Below are 15,254 nucleotides of genomic sequence, written 5' to 3' on the forward strand. Positions count from 1 at the left end.
TAGGAAAACCATGCTGTATACTCCCCGCGCCTGCAAAGGCGGGGGGACATTTACAGCCTCCATTTGACCTGATTTTCTAAAAGACTCAAAATGAAACAAGTATTACTGGCTGCGGGGCTGTTATCCGCGGCACTGACAGGCTATGCCCAGGACTCTACTAAAACTACGGGAAATGAAAAAGGAAAAATTACCTTCTCCGGATATGCAGAGGCTTATTACAGCTATAACACTGGCAATCCATCCAACCATATGGCCCCTGGATTTCTGTATAATTTCAGCAGACATAATGAACTAAATATCAACCTGGCCATGGTAAAAGCCAATTACAGCAGCAGCCGTGTCAGGGCTAATGTTGGGCTCATGGCCGGGACTTATCCCCAATATAACCTGGCAGCTGAACCAGAAGCATTAAGATATGTTTATGAAGCAAATGTGGGTATTCGTATAGCGCCAAAGGTTTGGGTAGATGCCGGCATTATGCCTTCCCACATTGGCTTTGAAAGCGCCATAGGGAAAGATTGTTTCACACTTACACGTAGTATCATGGCGGAGAATACGCCCTACTATGAAGCCGGTGCAAAAATTACCTGGTCGCCAAATGACCGCTGGTCTTTTGCAGCCATGTACCTCAACGGATGGCAGCGCATCCGTAAAGTAGATGGTAACCAGACCCCTGCCTTCGGTACTCAGATTACCTTTAAGCCCTCCGATAATGTGCTGCTAAACTGGAGCACCTATATCGGAAATGATTTTCCGGACAGCACCCGTAAAATGAGATACTTTAACGACCTTTACGGAACATTCAATATCACGGATAAATTCAGTCTGATCGCAGGTATAGACTATGGCTTACAACAGAAAGAAAAAGGGTCATCCGATTACTCCGTCTGGTATAGTCCTATCGCGATTGCGAAGTATGCTTTTACACCCAAATTCGCTATGGCCGGACGCCTGGAATACTACAACGACAAAGACGGTGTAATCATCGCTACCAATACACCCAACGGCTTTCAGACTTTAGGATATTCCCTGAATGCTGATTTTTCGCCGGTAGATAATGTCGTTTTCAGACTGGAAGGAAGATTGTTTGATGGCAGGGACAAAACATTTTATAAAAGCGATAATCCCACTAATACCAACAGCGCCATCACTGCATCACTGGCAGTCTGGTTTTAAAATGTTATCATGACAGAAAAAGAAAGTTCCGTAGCGCATTTCCTGAATCTTGCCCGGCAAACAGACCGGGGCAAATTCAAAATCTACATCGGTATGAGTGCCGGCGTAGGCAAAACCTATCGCATGCTGCAGGAAGCACATGCGATGCTACGTAATAATGTCAATATCCAGATAGGCTACATAGAAACCCATGGGCGTGCGGAGACGCACGCCCTGCTGGAAGGCTTGCCGGTTATCCCCAGGAAACATGTCTTCTATAAAGGAAAGCTGCTGGAAGAAATGGACCTGAACACCATCCTGCTGCTGTCGCCGGAATGGGTGGTGATCGATGAGCTGGCACATACAAATATTCCCGGTTGTAAAAATGAAAAAAGATGGCAGGATGTAGTGGAGATACTGAATGCTGGTATTAATGTGATTTCTGCTGTTAATATTCAGCATATTGAGAGCATCAACCAGGAAGTAAAAGCCATTACCGGCGTAGAAGTGCAGGAGCGTATACCCGATAGCGTACTGCAAATGGCCAACGAGGTCGTAAATATTGACCTCACCGCCGACGAACTCATTACCCGCCTCAAAGAAGGTAAGATCTACGATAAATCAAAGGTAGAAACAGCCTTGCGCAACTTCTTCCAGCCGGAACGAATCCTTCAGCTGCGTGAACTGGCGCTGAAAGAAGTGACCAACCAGGTTGAAAGAAAAGTTGAAATAGAAGTGCCCCGAAGTCAGCAGATGCGCCATGAGACTTTCCTGGCCTGTATCTCTACCAACGACGAAACCGCAAGAAAAGTAATCCGTAAAACAGCCAGGCTCGCAGCCTATTATCATGCAGACTGGTTGGTGATATACGTGCAGACCCCGAGTGAAAGTGCAGATAAGATCCAGCTGGCATCACAACGACATCTTATTAATAACCTGAAACTGGCTACAGAACTGGGTGCGGAAGTTGTACAGGAACATAGTGCCGATATCGCAACAACAATCATTAATGTTGCACTGGAGAAACATGTTACCACTGTTTGTATCGGGAAGCCGCACCTGAGCCTGTTTCGTATTATCTTACGGACAAACCTGTTCAATCAGCTGTTGAAAACATTATCTAATAATGATATAGACCTCATCATACTGTCATGAGTAAAGTTAGACTCAAAACGAAGATAACCCTGGGGGTGCTGTTTTTATACATCATGTTGCTGGTGGTTAGTGTGCTGGGTTATTACTACCTGAGCCGCCTGAACGAAAAAGCTAAAATCATCCTGAAGGATAACTACGAATCGCTGGAATATGCCAAAAATATGCTGGTAGCACTGGAGGAGCTACCTACCAATAAGGCGCACAGTGTGCAGGAGTTTGAAAAAAATCTGGAAAAACAACAAATCAACGTTACCGAACGTGGAGAAAAGGATGCCACCGCTAAGGTGGCTGCTTTGTTTGCGCATATCCAGAACGATTCTACCTACTCCCCTGCTGATGTTGCCGGCATTAAAGCCAATATCTACACCATCATGGACCTCAACATGAACGCGATCGTAGGTAAGAATGAAACGGTGAAAATGGCGGCAGACAGGGCGTTATGGTATATCGCAATTATCAGTTGTGTCTGTTTTCTCGTTGGACTCACCTTCGTATATAATTTCCCCGGATATATCGCCAACCCTATCCATGAGCTGACGGAAGGTATCAAAAGCATTGCCAATAAGCAATACAGCAAACGATTACATTTTTCCTCCAATGATGAATTCGGCGACCTTGCCAATGCCTTCAATACCATGGCCCAGCGCCTCGATGACTATGAGCATAGTAATATCGCGCGGATCATGTTCGAGAAACAGCGCGCAGAAGCCGTAATTAGTAGCCTGAAAGACGCCACCATTGGCTTTGATATAAAGAATACCATCCTGTTTGCCAACGCAGAAGCCTTGCAGCTACTTAGTATGCAGGAGAAAGATGTGGTAGGCAAATCTGCCGAAGATGCCGGTAAATACAATGATCTGCTAAAATATCTTGTTAATAACCAGGAGAATACACCGATAAAAATTGTGGTTGATGGAAAAGAATCTTTCTTCACGAGAGAAGTAGCTGATATTAAACACGAAAATGAACGTATAGGCTATGTCGTTATATTGAAAAATATTACCTCTTTCAAAGAGCATGACCTGGCTAAGACCCACTTCATTGCTACCATTTCCCATGAACTAAAAACGCCGCTGGCGTCTTCTGATTTTAGTCTGAAGTTATTGGAAGATGATCGCGTTGGTCATCTCTCTGAAGAACAAAAAGAACTGGTAGACAGTCTCAAACAGGATAACAGGCGCATGATCAAAATCGTGGGCGAGTTACTTGATCTTTCGCAGGTGGAAAGCGGCAATATACAGTTGCAACCGCAATCTGTGCCGGCACAGAACATTGTACAATACGCCATGGATACCGTGCGGAAGCAGGCGGCGCAAAGGGAAATTTCTATTGATGCAGATGTGCCGGAAACATTGCCAAAAGTACTGGCAGATGTGGAAAAGTCGGCCTGGGTACTGGTAAACCTCCTGACCAACGCCATTCGCTATTCGCCGGCTAAATCGGCTATAGCTTTAAACGTGATGGCAGCCGAAGGCAGAATGATATTGTTCTCTGTGCAGGACAAAGGAAAAGGAATCCCTGTTGAGTTTACCAGCAGAATCTTCGAAAGGTTTTTCCAGGTGCCGGGCGGCAGTGGCGACAAAGGGAACGGGCTCGGACTCGCGATTTCCAAAGAGTTTATTGAAGCGCAGGGCGGTAAAATCGGTGTTACCAGCGAAGAAGGGAAAGGCAGTACTTTCTATTTTACCTTACCGGCCGCTTAGGATGTAGCGGTTTGTAACGCCGGTAGTATTTCCTGGTACATACTAACGAGCTTGCCTACACGATGCGGTACCGACGATAGATTTTCACGGCTCTGGGTATCCATTTCGATACTCAGGGAGAGTCTGACCGCTTCGGTATGTTGTAGCAGGGAGAAGCAGCTTTTCAGCTGATGCGCCATAATAAAGGCATTCTGCCAGTCTTCCGATTGTACGGACTGCTGCAGCATTTCCAGCTTCTCCGGGAAATCGGCCTGCATATCTACCAGGAGGTCGTTTATTTCATGGTCTTCCAGTCCTATTTTGGAGCGTAGGTACTGAAAGTCGATATTATAGGAAGACATATGCTTCACTTGAGTTTTAGGGATTTCCTGTAGCGTCGGGGAGCCGGTGGCTTTTAATATTTTGGTGAAGAGTTCATCCGCTTCGAAGGGTTTTGAAATATAGTCATTCATTCCTGATTCGAGGCAACGTTCTTTTTCTCCTTTGAGTGCGGAGGCGGTCATGGCAATGATGACATCGGTAACGCCATTTTTTCTCATGAGTTGTGTGGCCTCGTGGCCATCCATACCGGGCATTTGTATGTCCATCAGAATGCAGTCGTAGGATTGCATCAATACCAGTTCCACTGCGGTGCGGCCATTATCCACGATGGCTACCCGGGCGCCTGCATTGCTGAGCGCATGATAGGCCACCTTTTGATTGATAAGATTATCTTCTACTATCAGTATGGATTTCCCCAGCAAAGGCTTTGAGTTTTTCGGGAAAACGGGTGTTTTCTCCATTTCGGTTGCCAGGGTATTATCATAGTTAAAAGGAATTTCTACATGAAAGCGGGAACCTTCTCCTGGCTTGCTTTCTACGCTGATGCTTCCCTGCTGCATTTCTGCCAGCTCCCGGCAGATGGCCAGTCCCAGGCCTGTGCCACCAAAGGTCCGGTTATCATCACCGTGCGACTGAGTAAAGCTTTCGAATATATGCAGTTGTTTTTCAGGGGCAATGCCAATGCCGGTGTCTGCAACATCAATGGCTAAACGAATTTTCTCTTTTCCTATTGATGCCGGATATAGGTGTACGTTCACGCTTCCTCCGGGGCCGGTGAATTTAATGGCGTTTTCTACCAGATTTACCAATACCTGTATTAGTCTCACCTTATCCCCTATAATTATTTCAGGTAGATGCTCATCCAGTGTTGTAATGAATACCAGGTCTTTCTCCTGTGCCTGGTGTTTCAGGGTGTACAATGCGTTTTCAATCTCTTCTCCGAGGTAGAAAGGTTTTTCTTCCAGGTTGAGTTTGCCCGCTTTTATTTTGGAGAAATCGAGTATTTCGTTGATGATAACCAACAGGTTAGCTGCGGAGGTTTGAATGGCAGTAATGAATTCCTGTTGGTTGCCATGCAGCCGTGGGTCCTGAAGGAGCAGGCCTGTCATGCCCAGGATACCGTTCATGGGCGTACGAATTTCGTGGCTCATGTTGGCCAGGAAAATTTCCTGTGCCCTGCGGGCTTCTTCGGCTAAGTGCTTTGCCCTGGCCATTTCGCGGTAACTGTTTTTCTTATCGGTCACATCGTGGGCGATACCGCAAATGCCGATCATCTCCCCGTAACTATTACGCAAGGGGAATTTGGTCATATTGAAAAACAGGGTCTGGCCCTCAAACTCAAAGGCATCATCCTGATCAATGGGGGTACCGGCAGAGATTACATGCGAGTCCATGTGGGCGTAGCGTTCTACCCAGGGGAAGTCGAGATCTTCGTCTATGCGGCCGATAATGGCTTCTCTGGGCGTTTGCAGCACTTCTGAAAAGCGTTTGTTTACCAGCAGGTACCTGCCCGACATATCTTTGATAAACATCAGGGAAGGCGTGAAGTCGATGACTGCTTCCAGTCTTTCCCGGATATAATCTACGTTATAATCGCTTCCGCCGCTGGAATAAAGATCTTTTACGATACATTGAAACTCAGTTACATGGCCGAAATCATCCCTGACAACAGACACCAGCTGTTCTACCCATTTGCGCTCGCCTGATTTGGTGATGATTTCAAACTGGATAGAGGAATAGTCCTGGTGACCACGCATTTGTTCCGAATAGAAATTTTCCAGGCGGTTAAAGGTGCGGGTATCCAGGAACATGGAGTAGTGCTGGTCGGTCACTTCTTCGGCGGTGTAGCCGGTAATTTCTTCTACGCGGCTGCTGACGAAGCTGAAATATCCTTCCGGCGTGGAGGTATACATGATAGGGCCGGCTTGTTGTGCCAGTCTTTTGTAGGATTGGGAACTTTTGTACAGCCGGTTGCTTCTGTCTCTCAGCTGGGCGAAGCGCAGGGAGATGTATCGGCCTTCGACGCAGAGGAAAACGATGGCCACGCATACCGCAAAGAGGATGAACCAGAAGCTGTATTCTGTATAGAGCTCATTTTTTTGGAGGGCTGCCAGTAGTTCAGTGTCTGTGTTGCTGCTTTTGCGCGCCATGGTGGCGGTTATGTGCACACGTTGCCGGATATGCCACGAGTAATACAACAGAACACAGAGTATCATCCCTATGGTTACAAACAGCCAGATCACGCTATTAACAATTTTTTTCATGTAGTGGTGTGTTCACAAACTCTTAAAAATTGTATAACTATAAATTACCAGCGTTGACAGGAGATTAGGACCAAATCGAAGATTTTATATCAATTTAATGATTATTTAGCCCAAATTGCTGTTCATTTTGTTCATTTTGGGGTTGACTACTTAAAAAAGAATATCAATATCAATTTGAGTTTTTGTGTAACTTCCACCGCGGAAATGATTCATCCGGTGGATGTTTTTGCAATATTTTAACCAATTGTTTTACAATCATTCCATTAAATTTGCCTAATATTCTTTTTCTTAAGTATTAAGATTTTATGAAAAAAATAATTTTTACCCTTGGTTTGATAGCCATTTCGCTGGGAGTTTTTGCACAGGACGGTGGTTCGCCGATGAATAAAGCAATGAATTCCGTTTCCCATTCCAAAGACTTCCTGATGATCCAGTTTGGTTACAGTGGATGGTCAAATTCTCCGGATAGCGTGAAGTCTGGCTTCAACAGGGCTTTTAATATAGCTTTCATGTACGATATGCCGCTGAAAGGTTCTAAATTCAGTATCGCTCCGGGTCTCGGTATCAGTACAGATGGTGTTATGCTGAAAGACCACACCATGGATGTTGCCGGCCGTGTTAATACTTCAGACGTTACTTTCCCTTATTCTACTGCCAACAAAAGATATAAAGTAGCTACTACTTACCTGGAAATTCCGGTTGAATTAAGATATCGTTCCGTTCCTGATAACGCTAACAAAGGCTTTAAGGCTGCTATCGGTCTGAAAATCGGTGCCCTCGTAGATGCACATACGAAAGCTAAATTCACTGGTCCTAACGGTGGTAAAACTACCGACAAGGAAAGAAATAAGGAGTATTTCAACCCATGGCGTTTTGCCGCTTCTGCACGTGTAGGTTATGGAAATTTTGCACTTTTCTACAACTATTCCCTGACTCCACTGCTGAAAAACTCCGACAAATACGATATCCGTCCTTACCAGATCGGTATCGCCCTGAGTGGTCTTTAATACCAATTGACGAATATAAAAAAACGCGTCCCGCTTCGGCGGGGCGCGTTTTTCTTTTCAGGCAGATGATCTGCTATTTTCCGGTAAATACGGGCGTTCTCTTTTCGAGGAAGGCCTGCACCCCTTCTGTATTATCAGCGGAGCTTCCAGCGATTTCCTGGCAATAGGCCTCATATTCGAGCACTGCATCCAGGTCTTCGGTCATGCCTTTGGTCAGCATTTTCTTCATCAGGGCGATGGCTTTCGTTGGTGCATTGGCGTAATATTTCACCTCTGCGGCCACAGCCTCGTCCAGTTCTGATGCCGGCACTACTTTATTCACCAGCCCCAGTTTAAGCGCTTCTTCTGCGCTTACCTTGCTGGCTTTGGTGGCCAGCTCAAAGGCACGGTGATAGCCTACCGTCCGGGGAAGGAAGTAGGAAGACCCCGAATCCAATACCAGCGCAATATTCACAAATATCTCTATCATGCTGGCGGTTTCGCTGGCAATGATCACGTCGCAGGCCAGCGCCAGGGAACATCCCGCGCCGGCTGCCACTCCATTCAGTTTGCAGATAACCGGCTTAGGCATATTTCGTATAGCCCTGATAATAGGGTTATAACGTTTATGCAAGGAGTCGCTGAGACTGCGTTTGCCAGCCTCCATGGAAGCTTTCAGATCCTGGCCACTACTGAAGGCCTTGCCGGCCCCCGTTAAAACCACTACACGTACGGAAGGATCTCTTTCTACCTGTTTTAATGCATCCTGGAGTTCGTAACTCTGGGCATCATCGAAGGCGTTATATACTTCTGGTCTGTTTAAGGTAATGGTGGCTGCACCATCACGGATGTCAAGCAATAAGGCTGCCATGGAGACTATTTTGGTGTTAATGAATTACAGATGATTATAATGTTTCTTTCAGCCAGTTGAAGAACTCACGCTGCCATACGATGGCGTTCTGCGGTTTTAACACCCAGTGGTTCTCTTCCGGGAAATACAGCAGTTTGCTCTTGATGCCTTTCAGCTGTGCCAGCTGGAATGCCTGTAAGCCCTGCTCAATAGGAACACGGAAATCGATACCACCCTGGATAATCATGATAGGCGTGTGCCATTTATTGGCATGTTCGCTCGGATTGAAGTTTTTATAGGTATTGGCATTGGCTGGGTCCCAGTAAGCTCCGATATCCCAGTTGGCAAACCACAGCTCTTCGGTGGTACCATACCAGCTTTTAATATCGAACAGGCCATCATGGGCGATAAAGGTTTTAAACCTGTTTTCGTGTACGCCTGCCAGCATGTATACAGAATAACCGCCATAGCTGGCGCCTACTGCTCCCAGACGGGATTTATCCACATAACTTTCCTTGCTGACATCATCAATAGCGCTCAGGTAGTCGCGGATAGGTTGTCCACCCCAGTCTTTACTGATAGCGGCATTCCATTCAACGCCATGGCCAGGCATACCTCTGCGGTTAGGTGCTACTACGATGTAACCCTGTGCTGCCATCAGCTGGAAGTTCCAACGGAAAGAGTAAAACTGTGATAATGCAGACTGAGGGCCACCCTGGCAATACAGCAATGTTGGATATTTTTTAGCTGGATCGAAATCCGGCGGGAAGATCACCCAGGTAAGCATTTCCTTCCCGTCGGTGGTTTTTACCCAGCGTTTTTCAATTTTGCTCATACCGATTTTATCGTAGGTAGCCTTGTTTACTGTCGTCAACGGCTGCACAGCACCTTTTACCAGGTCTACGGTGAATACTTCCGCAGCATGGTTCATATCAGTACGGGTAACTACCATGGTGTTGCCGGTCTGGCTGATCATATCGTTGATATCGAATTCACCATTGGTTACCTGACGGATATGTTTTTCATTGGTTTGCGCAATATCCTTCTGCAGCGTGATTTCCAGCAGTTGTTCGGTGCCTTTGATCACGGCCAGGAAGTATATTTTCTTGCCGTCGTTGCTGAATCTTGCGCCGGAAGCGGTGCCGTCCCAGCCTTTGGTAAGATTGGTTTTTACGCCGGTAGCGCGATTGAGGATGATAACATCATTTTTATCTGCCTCATAACCATCGTGTGCCATAGATAACCACAGCAGGTATTTGCCATCGTTGCTAAGTACCGGCGCAACGTCGTAACCCATCATGCCTTCGGTCAGGTTGCGGGTAGTGCCGTTGTCCAGGTTATATTCATACACATCGGTGTTGGTACTCAATGCGTAGTCTTTGCCGAATTTCTTTTTGCATACATACAGGATGCTTTTACCATCCTGGCTCCAGATCATATCCTCAGGGCCACCGGAAGGCATCTGCGGACAATCATGCGGCTCTCCTGCCATGATATCCACTGGTGTACCTACTTTACCATCTTCATAAGTAGCATAAAATACATGGGAGAAATTACCATCTTCCCAGGCATCCCAATGGCGATAGTTCAGGTTGTCGTAGATCTGTACATTGGATTTAGGTAGATCCGGGAAGAAGTCTTTACCGGAGACCTTCTTGATTTTTACTTCGTTAGAGAACAGGATATGTTTACCATCCGGGGAGATGCGGATATTCTGCATACCACCGTCTACATTGGTTTTTTGCACAGGATTGCTGCCGTCGGCATTCATTTCCCACCACTGTCCTTTCAGTGAATAGCCGATTTTGTTACCTGGCAATAAGGCCACATCTCCTTCTGCACCTGCACTGCTCGTCAGCTGTTTAGGCTGGCCTCCTGTCAATGGAATGGAGAAAAGATTTTTCTCTCCTTTATTTTCTGCCAGATTTATCTGGGATACGCCATAGATAACATTTTTGCCATCGGCTGTTACAGTCTCTCCACTTACCCTGCCGAGCTGCCATAATAGCTCTGGCGTCATCTTTTCCTGGGCTGATGCTGCCATAGTTGTAAATAATAGACCTGTCAGTAAAATTGGTTTATACATGATCTGAACGGTTGTTTTGGATCGTATAAATGTAGGAATAAATGCTTTTCCGGGATTCATAATTTAATAAGTTTAACTTTAAGTCCTCAGTTTGTTGTTGTTGTAAATATTAAAAGGATATGCTAGAACGCCTTTGCTTACTTGTAACGCTCGCCATGGGTGTTGGTTTCGCCGTTCCTGCCGATGGACAGGTGGCTTCCAGGAATTTCAAAAATTATACAATTGTTCCTGAGAATTATGTCTGCTATAAAACTGCAGGCAATATTAAAATTGATGGTGATCTGAATGAGTCGTCATGGCAAAATGTACCATGGACAAAAGACTTTGTAGACATCGAAGGAACCACAAAGCCTACGCCTCGTTACCGCACACGTATTAAAATGTTGTGGGATAAAAACTATTTGTACATTGGGGCATGGTTGCAGGAACCGCACATCTGGGCTACATTGACCCAACGCGATGCGGTGATTTATCATGATAATGATTTCGAAGTATTTATTGACCCAAATGGTGATACCCATCAGTATTTTGAACTGGAAATTAATGCCTTCAATACTTTAATGGACCTGTTTATGTCGAAGCCATACCGCAATGGTGGCAGCTTTGATATGAAATGGGATACTAAAGGCGTGAAAACAGCCGTCAAAATTAATGGTACTATCAATCATCCAGCTGATCAGGACTCCTCATGGACGGTGGAAATGGCTATTCCGTTCAGCGCTTTGCAGCTGACAGATAAAAGTGCTGTGCCCGCAGATAATGATATATGGAGAATTAATTTTTCCCGTGTAGAATGGGACACAGATATTGTTGACGGTAAATACGTAAAGCTGAAAAAGCCGGAGAACAACTGGGTTTGGTCAGCACAGGAAATGATTGATATGCATGCTCCGGAACGTTGGGGATACCTCCAGTTTGCTGCAGCGAGTGCCGGTAAAGGCAATAAAACTTTCGTATATCCGGCAGATACTGAAGCAAGGAAAGAAGCGTGGCGACTGTATAACTTGCAGCGTGAATACCGCGCCAGTCACGGGAAATATGCATCTTCCCTAACAGAATTAAATATAACAGACAAGATAAATGTGGATAATGGCGGAACCTATAATATTACGCTTTCCGGCGATGGTAGCAGCTTTGAGTGGACAATAAAAGGTAAGAAAATCGCAGCGGATATCCTACATATTAATCAGGATGGAAAAATCTGGTTACAGAAAAAATAACGGCTATGAATAAACGTAATTTTATTAAGACCCTGGGTATTGGTGGCCTTGCAATGGCAAATCCACTGTTGCCCGTTAGCGCAGCGGAAAAAGTAGCATCAGTTGCAGGTAAAGCTGCCACAGTATCTCACCGCGTATGGATCAATCCTGATCACAAAGAAAAATACGAAGACCTGGTAAAGAAGTATGCCGGTTACAAAAAAGCAGGTATCCTGGATATAATGTTTGAGGCAGACAGCGAGCAACATTTTAAAGCTGCCAAAGCCAATGGTATCAAGGCTCACCGCTGGATGTGGACGATGAACCGTGGTGAAAAAGATCTGCTGGCAAGTCATCCGGAATGGTATGCGAAAAACAGGAAAGGTGAATCCTGTGCAGATCATCCGCCTTATGTAGATTACTACAGATGGTTATGCCCAAGCAAACCGGAAGTAGTAAATTACCTGAAATCACAGGTAGAACAAATTCTCTCTAAAGATTATGTAGATGGTATCCACCTGGATTATGTGCGCTTCTGTGATGTAATCCTGCCGGTAAATCTCTGGGATCATTATGGTATCGATCAGTCGAAAGAACTGCCTGAATATGATTTCTGTTATTGCGATACCTGTTGCAGTGGCTATAAAGAGAAATATGGCGTTGATCCTAAAGATATTCAGCATCCTGATCAAAGCCCATCCTGGCGCAAATATCGCTACGATCGCGTTACTAACGTGGTGAATAACCTCGCCGCGGTAGCGAAAAGCCACAAGAAAGCGATTACAGCAGCGGTATTCCCTACCCCTGAAATTGCAAAGCGTATTGTTCGACAAGACTGGACAAACTGGCCACTGACGGCGGTTTGCCCTATGATCTATCATGGTTTCTATAGAGAAAAAATTGTTTGGATCGGTGATGCAGTGGCAGAAGGCGTAAAAGCCTTACACGGCGCATTTCCGCTGTATGCAGGCTTGTTTATGCCAGACTTTCATAATAACTACGATGATTTCCGTGAAGCAGTAAGACTGGCTGTCAGCAATGGTGCTGCCGGGGTTTCTATTTTCGGGGATGTAACTCCGGAAGTATTAACTGTTCTTAAAGGAAGCTTAGCATAATTGCCTATAAACGAAAAAAGCGTCTCTACTGAGTAGAGACGCTTTTTTCGTTTAATCCCACGCCGAAGGCGCGGGATTAAACATAATTTTATAATTTATTGTAAGGTCTGTCTGCAGGTGCTTTACCAAAGTTCAGATTTGGTTTGCTACCCATGGTGATTTCCATTACGCCGCCTTTTTCCACATCGCTGTGACTAATATAGCTTTTCGTATATGGCTTACCGTTCAGTTTAATGCTTTGTACGTAGATGTTATCAGCACTGTTGTTAATAGCATTTACAGTGAATTTCTTACCGTTCTGCACCTGTACAGAAGCTTTGCTGAACAGCGGACTACCAATTACATAGATGCCACTGGCGGAGTTCTCCGGATAGAAACCTAATGAAGAGAAGATATACCAGGAAGACATAGCGCCGCAATCTTCGTTACCGGCGAGGCCTTCAGGCTTATCGAAGTAGAAATCCTTCATTACCTGTCTTACCTTTTCAGCAGTTTTCCACTGGTTGCCAGCGAAAGCATACATGTAGGTAACGTGGTGGCTAGGTTCATTACCATGCGCGTACATACCGATCAGGCCGGAGATATCGCTGGAAGCTTCTGCGCCCATGTCGCCTTTTGCAGTAAAGAGGCTATCGAGTTTGGTGGTGAAAGCAGCGTCGCCGCCCATCAGTTTGATCAGGCCTTCCACGTCCTGAGGCACCAGCCAGGTGTATTGCCAGCCGTTACCTTCGGTGAAGTCACCTTTCTCGTGGATGGAGTTGAAAGGATTGTAAGGCGTTTTCCAGCTGCCATCGCTCATACGCGGACGTACGAATTTAATGGTGCTGTCGAAATAGTTTTTATAGTAGCCTGCGCGTTTTTTGTAGTATTCGTAATCAGCAGTTTTGCCCAGCTTTTTAGCCATGGCAGCGATGCACCAGTCGTCGATGGCGTATTCCATCGCTTTGGATACTGATTCGTATTCTTTATCTGCAGGGATATAACCTCTTTCTTTTACATATTTCACACCCAGATCATCGCGGGTAGAAGAAGCTTTCATGGCCTCAAAAGCCTCGTTGGCATTGAATCCTTTGAAACCTTTCAGGTATGCATCCACGATAATTGGAACTGAATGGTAACCTACCATGCAATTGGTTTCGCTACCTACAAGTGGCCATATAGGCAGTTTGCCCTGTTGTTTGTAGATAGTAACCATGGAGTTTACGAAGTCGCTCACCTTGTCAGGATGCAGAATGGTGCTCAACGGGCCCCATGAACGATAGATATCCCACAGGGAGAAAACAGTATAGTTGTTGAATCCTGGATTAGGATATGCTTTTTTGTCGGTACCGCGATAGCTGCCATCATGATCATTGAACAGGATTGGTGCAATCATCGTGTGGTACATAGCGGTATAGAAAGTGCGGCGGGCAGCTTCGTCATTGGTTTGAATGTCGATTTTGTTCAGCTCTTTTTCCCATTTGGTATTTGCATCGTTTACCACTTTTGCAAAGTCCCATCCTGGCATTTCAGCGTTGATGTTAGCCGTTGCATTTTCGCTGCTCACCGGAGAAATACCGACTTTCAGCATTACCTGTCCTGGTGATTGTTTGAAGCTGATCACCGCTTTGGTGGCAACTGCTTTCACTTCTGTTCCGCTTACCTGTTTGTCGCCATCGAAGAGGGTTACTTCATTCAAAGGAGTATTGCTCTTGATGGTAAACCACAGGCGTTGGTCTACAGCCCATCCTTTGGAATAGCGGTAGCCTACGATTGTATGATCATCTACTTTATGGAAATAGGTTTCTACGGGAGCATCCCAGCCGATACCTTCTTTCAGGTCCACGATGATATTGGCTTGCTGATCTTTAGGGAAGGTGTAGCGATGTAATGCTACTCTTTCTGTGGCGGTGAGTTCTACGTCAGTATTATAATCGTCCAGGTGAACAAAGTAGTATCCCGGGCGAACTTTTTCTCTGTTGTGAGAATAGTGAGAGCCGTAGCCGGAGGTAGGATTTTCCTGTGTACCTCTGTTGGTTCTGATGGCGCCGGTGTAAGGCATCATCAGTACATCTCCGAGGTCACCGATACCGGTTCCGCTGAGGTGCATCTGTGAAAATCCGATCACAACACTATCTGAATAATGGTAACCGGAACACCAGTCCCACCCTTTCACAATGTTAGTAGGCCCAACCTGTACGGCACCAAATGGAACGCTGGCACCTACGAAAACGTGGCCATGTCCACCGGAGCCAATATATGGATCTACAGCGGCAAGGTTTTTACTCTCCTTAAAAGTTGAGGCAGTAGTTGGCTGAGTTTGTGCGCCAGCCTGTATGCTGCCGCAAACTAAAGCCGATAGCGCTAAGGCGCGACCAATCTTGAATCCCGTTAACATAATATAAACACACTCTTTAGAATGGCAAGATACGTCGGGATAA

At 45.7% G+C, this 15,254-nt stretch carries 10 protein-coding genes; 6 read left to right on the top strand and 4 right to left on the bottom strand.

Translation table 11 applies throughout. From position 1 onward, the window contains the following. Positions 1 to 90 precede the first annotated feature (90 nt). From F3J22_RS03680 to F3J22_RS03690, 3 genes are read left to right on the top strand one after another with little or no spacing between them, the layout of a single operon-like run. Positions 91 to 1,176, top strand: a complete 1,086-nt coding sequence (locus F3J22_RS03680; protein ID WP_167014409.1) for a porin — start codon at positions 91 to 93, stop codon at positions 1,174 to 1,176. Positions 1,177 to 1,185: 9 nt separating this feature from the next. After that, on the top strand, positions 1,186 to 2,310 hold the full coding sequence (locus F3J22_RS03685) for a sensor protein KdpD (protein WP_167014411.1): 1,125 nt from the start codon (positions 1,186 to 1,188) through the stop codon (positions 2,308 to 2,310). Then, positions 2,307 to 4,013 carry an ATP-binding protein gene (locus F3J22_RS03690; protein WP_167014413.1) on the top strand — a complete coding sequence of 569 codons (1,707 nt, stop codon included), beginning with the start codon at positions 2,307 to 2,309 and terminating at the stop codon, positions 4,011 to 4,013. The genes F3J22_RS03685 and F3J22_RS03690 overlap by 4 nt, the downstream gene beginning before the upstream one ends. On the opposite strand, the gene F3J22_RS03695 is transcribed toward F3J22_RS03690, so the two are convergent. Then, positions 4,010 to 6,598 carry an ATP-binding protein gene (locus F3J22_RS03695; RefSeq protein WP_167014415.1) on the bottom strand — a complete coding sequence of 863 codons (2,589 nt, stop codon included), beginning with the start codon at positions 6,596 to 6,598 and terminating at the stop codon, positions 4,010 to 4,012. The genes F3J22_RS03690 and F3J22_RS03695 overlap by 4 nt on opposite strands. Before the next feature lie 305 nt (positions 6,599 to 6,903). On the opposite strand from F3J22_RS03695, the gene F3J22_RS03700 reads away from it, so the two are divergent. Then, on the top strand, positions 6,904 to 7,605 hold the full coding sequence (locus F3J22_RS03700; protein ID WP_167014417.1) for a porin family protein: 702 nt from the start codon (positions 6,904 to 6,906) through the stop codon (positions 7,603 to 7,605). A gap of 73 nt (positions 7,606 to 7,678) precedes the next feature. Here the strand turns inward: F3J22_RS03700 and F3J22_RS03705 are convergent, their stop codons facing one another. Beyond that, positions 7,679 to 8,455: an enoyl-CoA hydratase-related protein gene (locus F3J22_RS03705; protein WP_167014419.1), complete on the bottom strand. Its 777-nt coding sequence runs from the start codon at positions 8,453 to 8,455 to the stop codon at positions 7,679 to 7,681. 34 nt (positions 8,456 to 8,489) lie between these two features. Beyond that, entirely contained in the window at positions 8,490 to 10,478 is a 1,989-nt protein-coding gene (locus tag F3J22_RS03710) for a S9 family peptidase (protein WP_240154996.1), read from the bottom strand. 161 nt (positions 10,479 to 10,639) lie between these two features. Between F3J22_RS03710 and F3J22_RS03715 the strand changes: the two genes are divergently transcribed. Further along, positions 10,640 to 11,740 (top strand): carbohydrate-binding family 9-like protein, encoded by a 1,101-nt coding sequence (locus F3J22_RS03715; RefSeq protein ID WP_167014421.1) that lies wholly within the window; start codon positions 10,640 to 10,642, stop codon positions 11,738 to 11,740. Positions 11,741 to 11,745: 5 nt separating this feature from the next. Further along, a complete protein-coding gene (locus F3J22_RS03720) occupies positions 11,746 to 12,834 on the top strand; it encodes a family 10 glycosylhydrolase (RefSeq protein ID WP_167014422.1) in 1,089 nt (362 codons plus the stop codon). Between the two features lie 88 nt (positions 12,835 to 12,922). On the opposite strand, the gene F3J22_RS03725 is transcribed toward F3J22_RS03720, so the two are convergent. Then, a complete protein-coding gene (locus F3J22_RS03725) occupies positions 12,923 to 15,211 on the bottom strand; it encodes a GH92 family glycosyl hydrolase (RefSeq protein WP_167014423.1) in 2,289 nt (762 codons plus the stop codon). Positions 15,212 to 15,254: the final 43 nt, after the last annotated feature.

The organism is Chitinophaga sp. Cy-1792, assembly GCF_011752935.1.
GTDB lineage: Bacteria > Bacteroidota > Bacteroidia > Chitinophagales > Chitinophagaceae > Chitinophaga.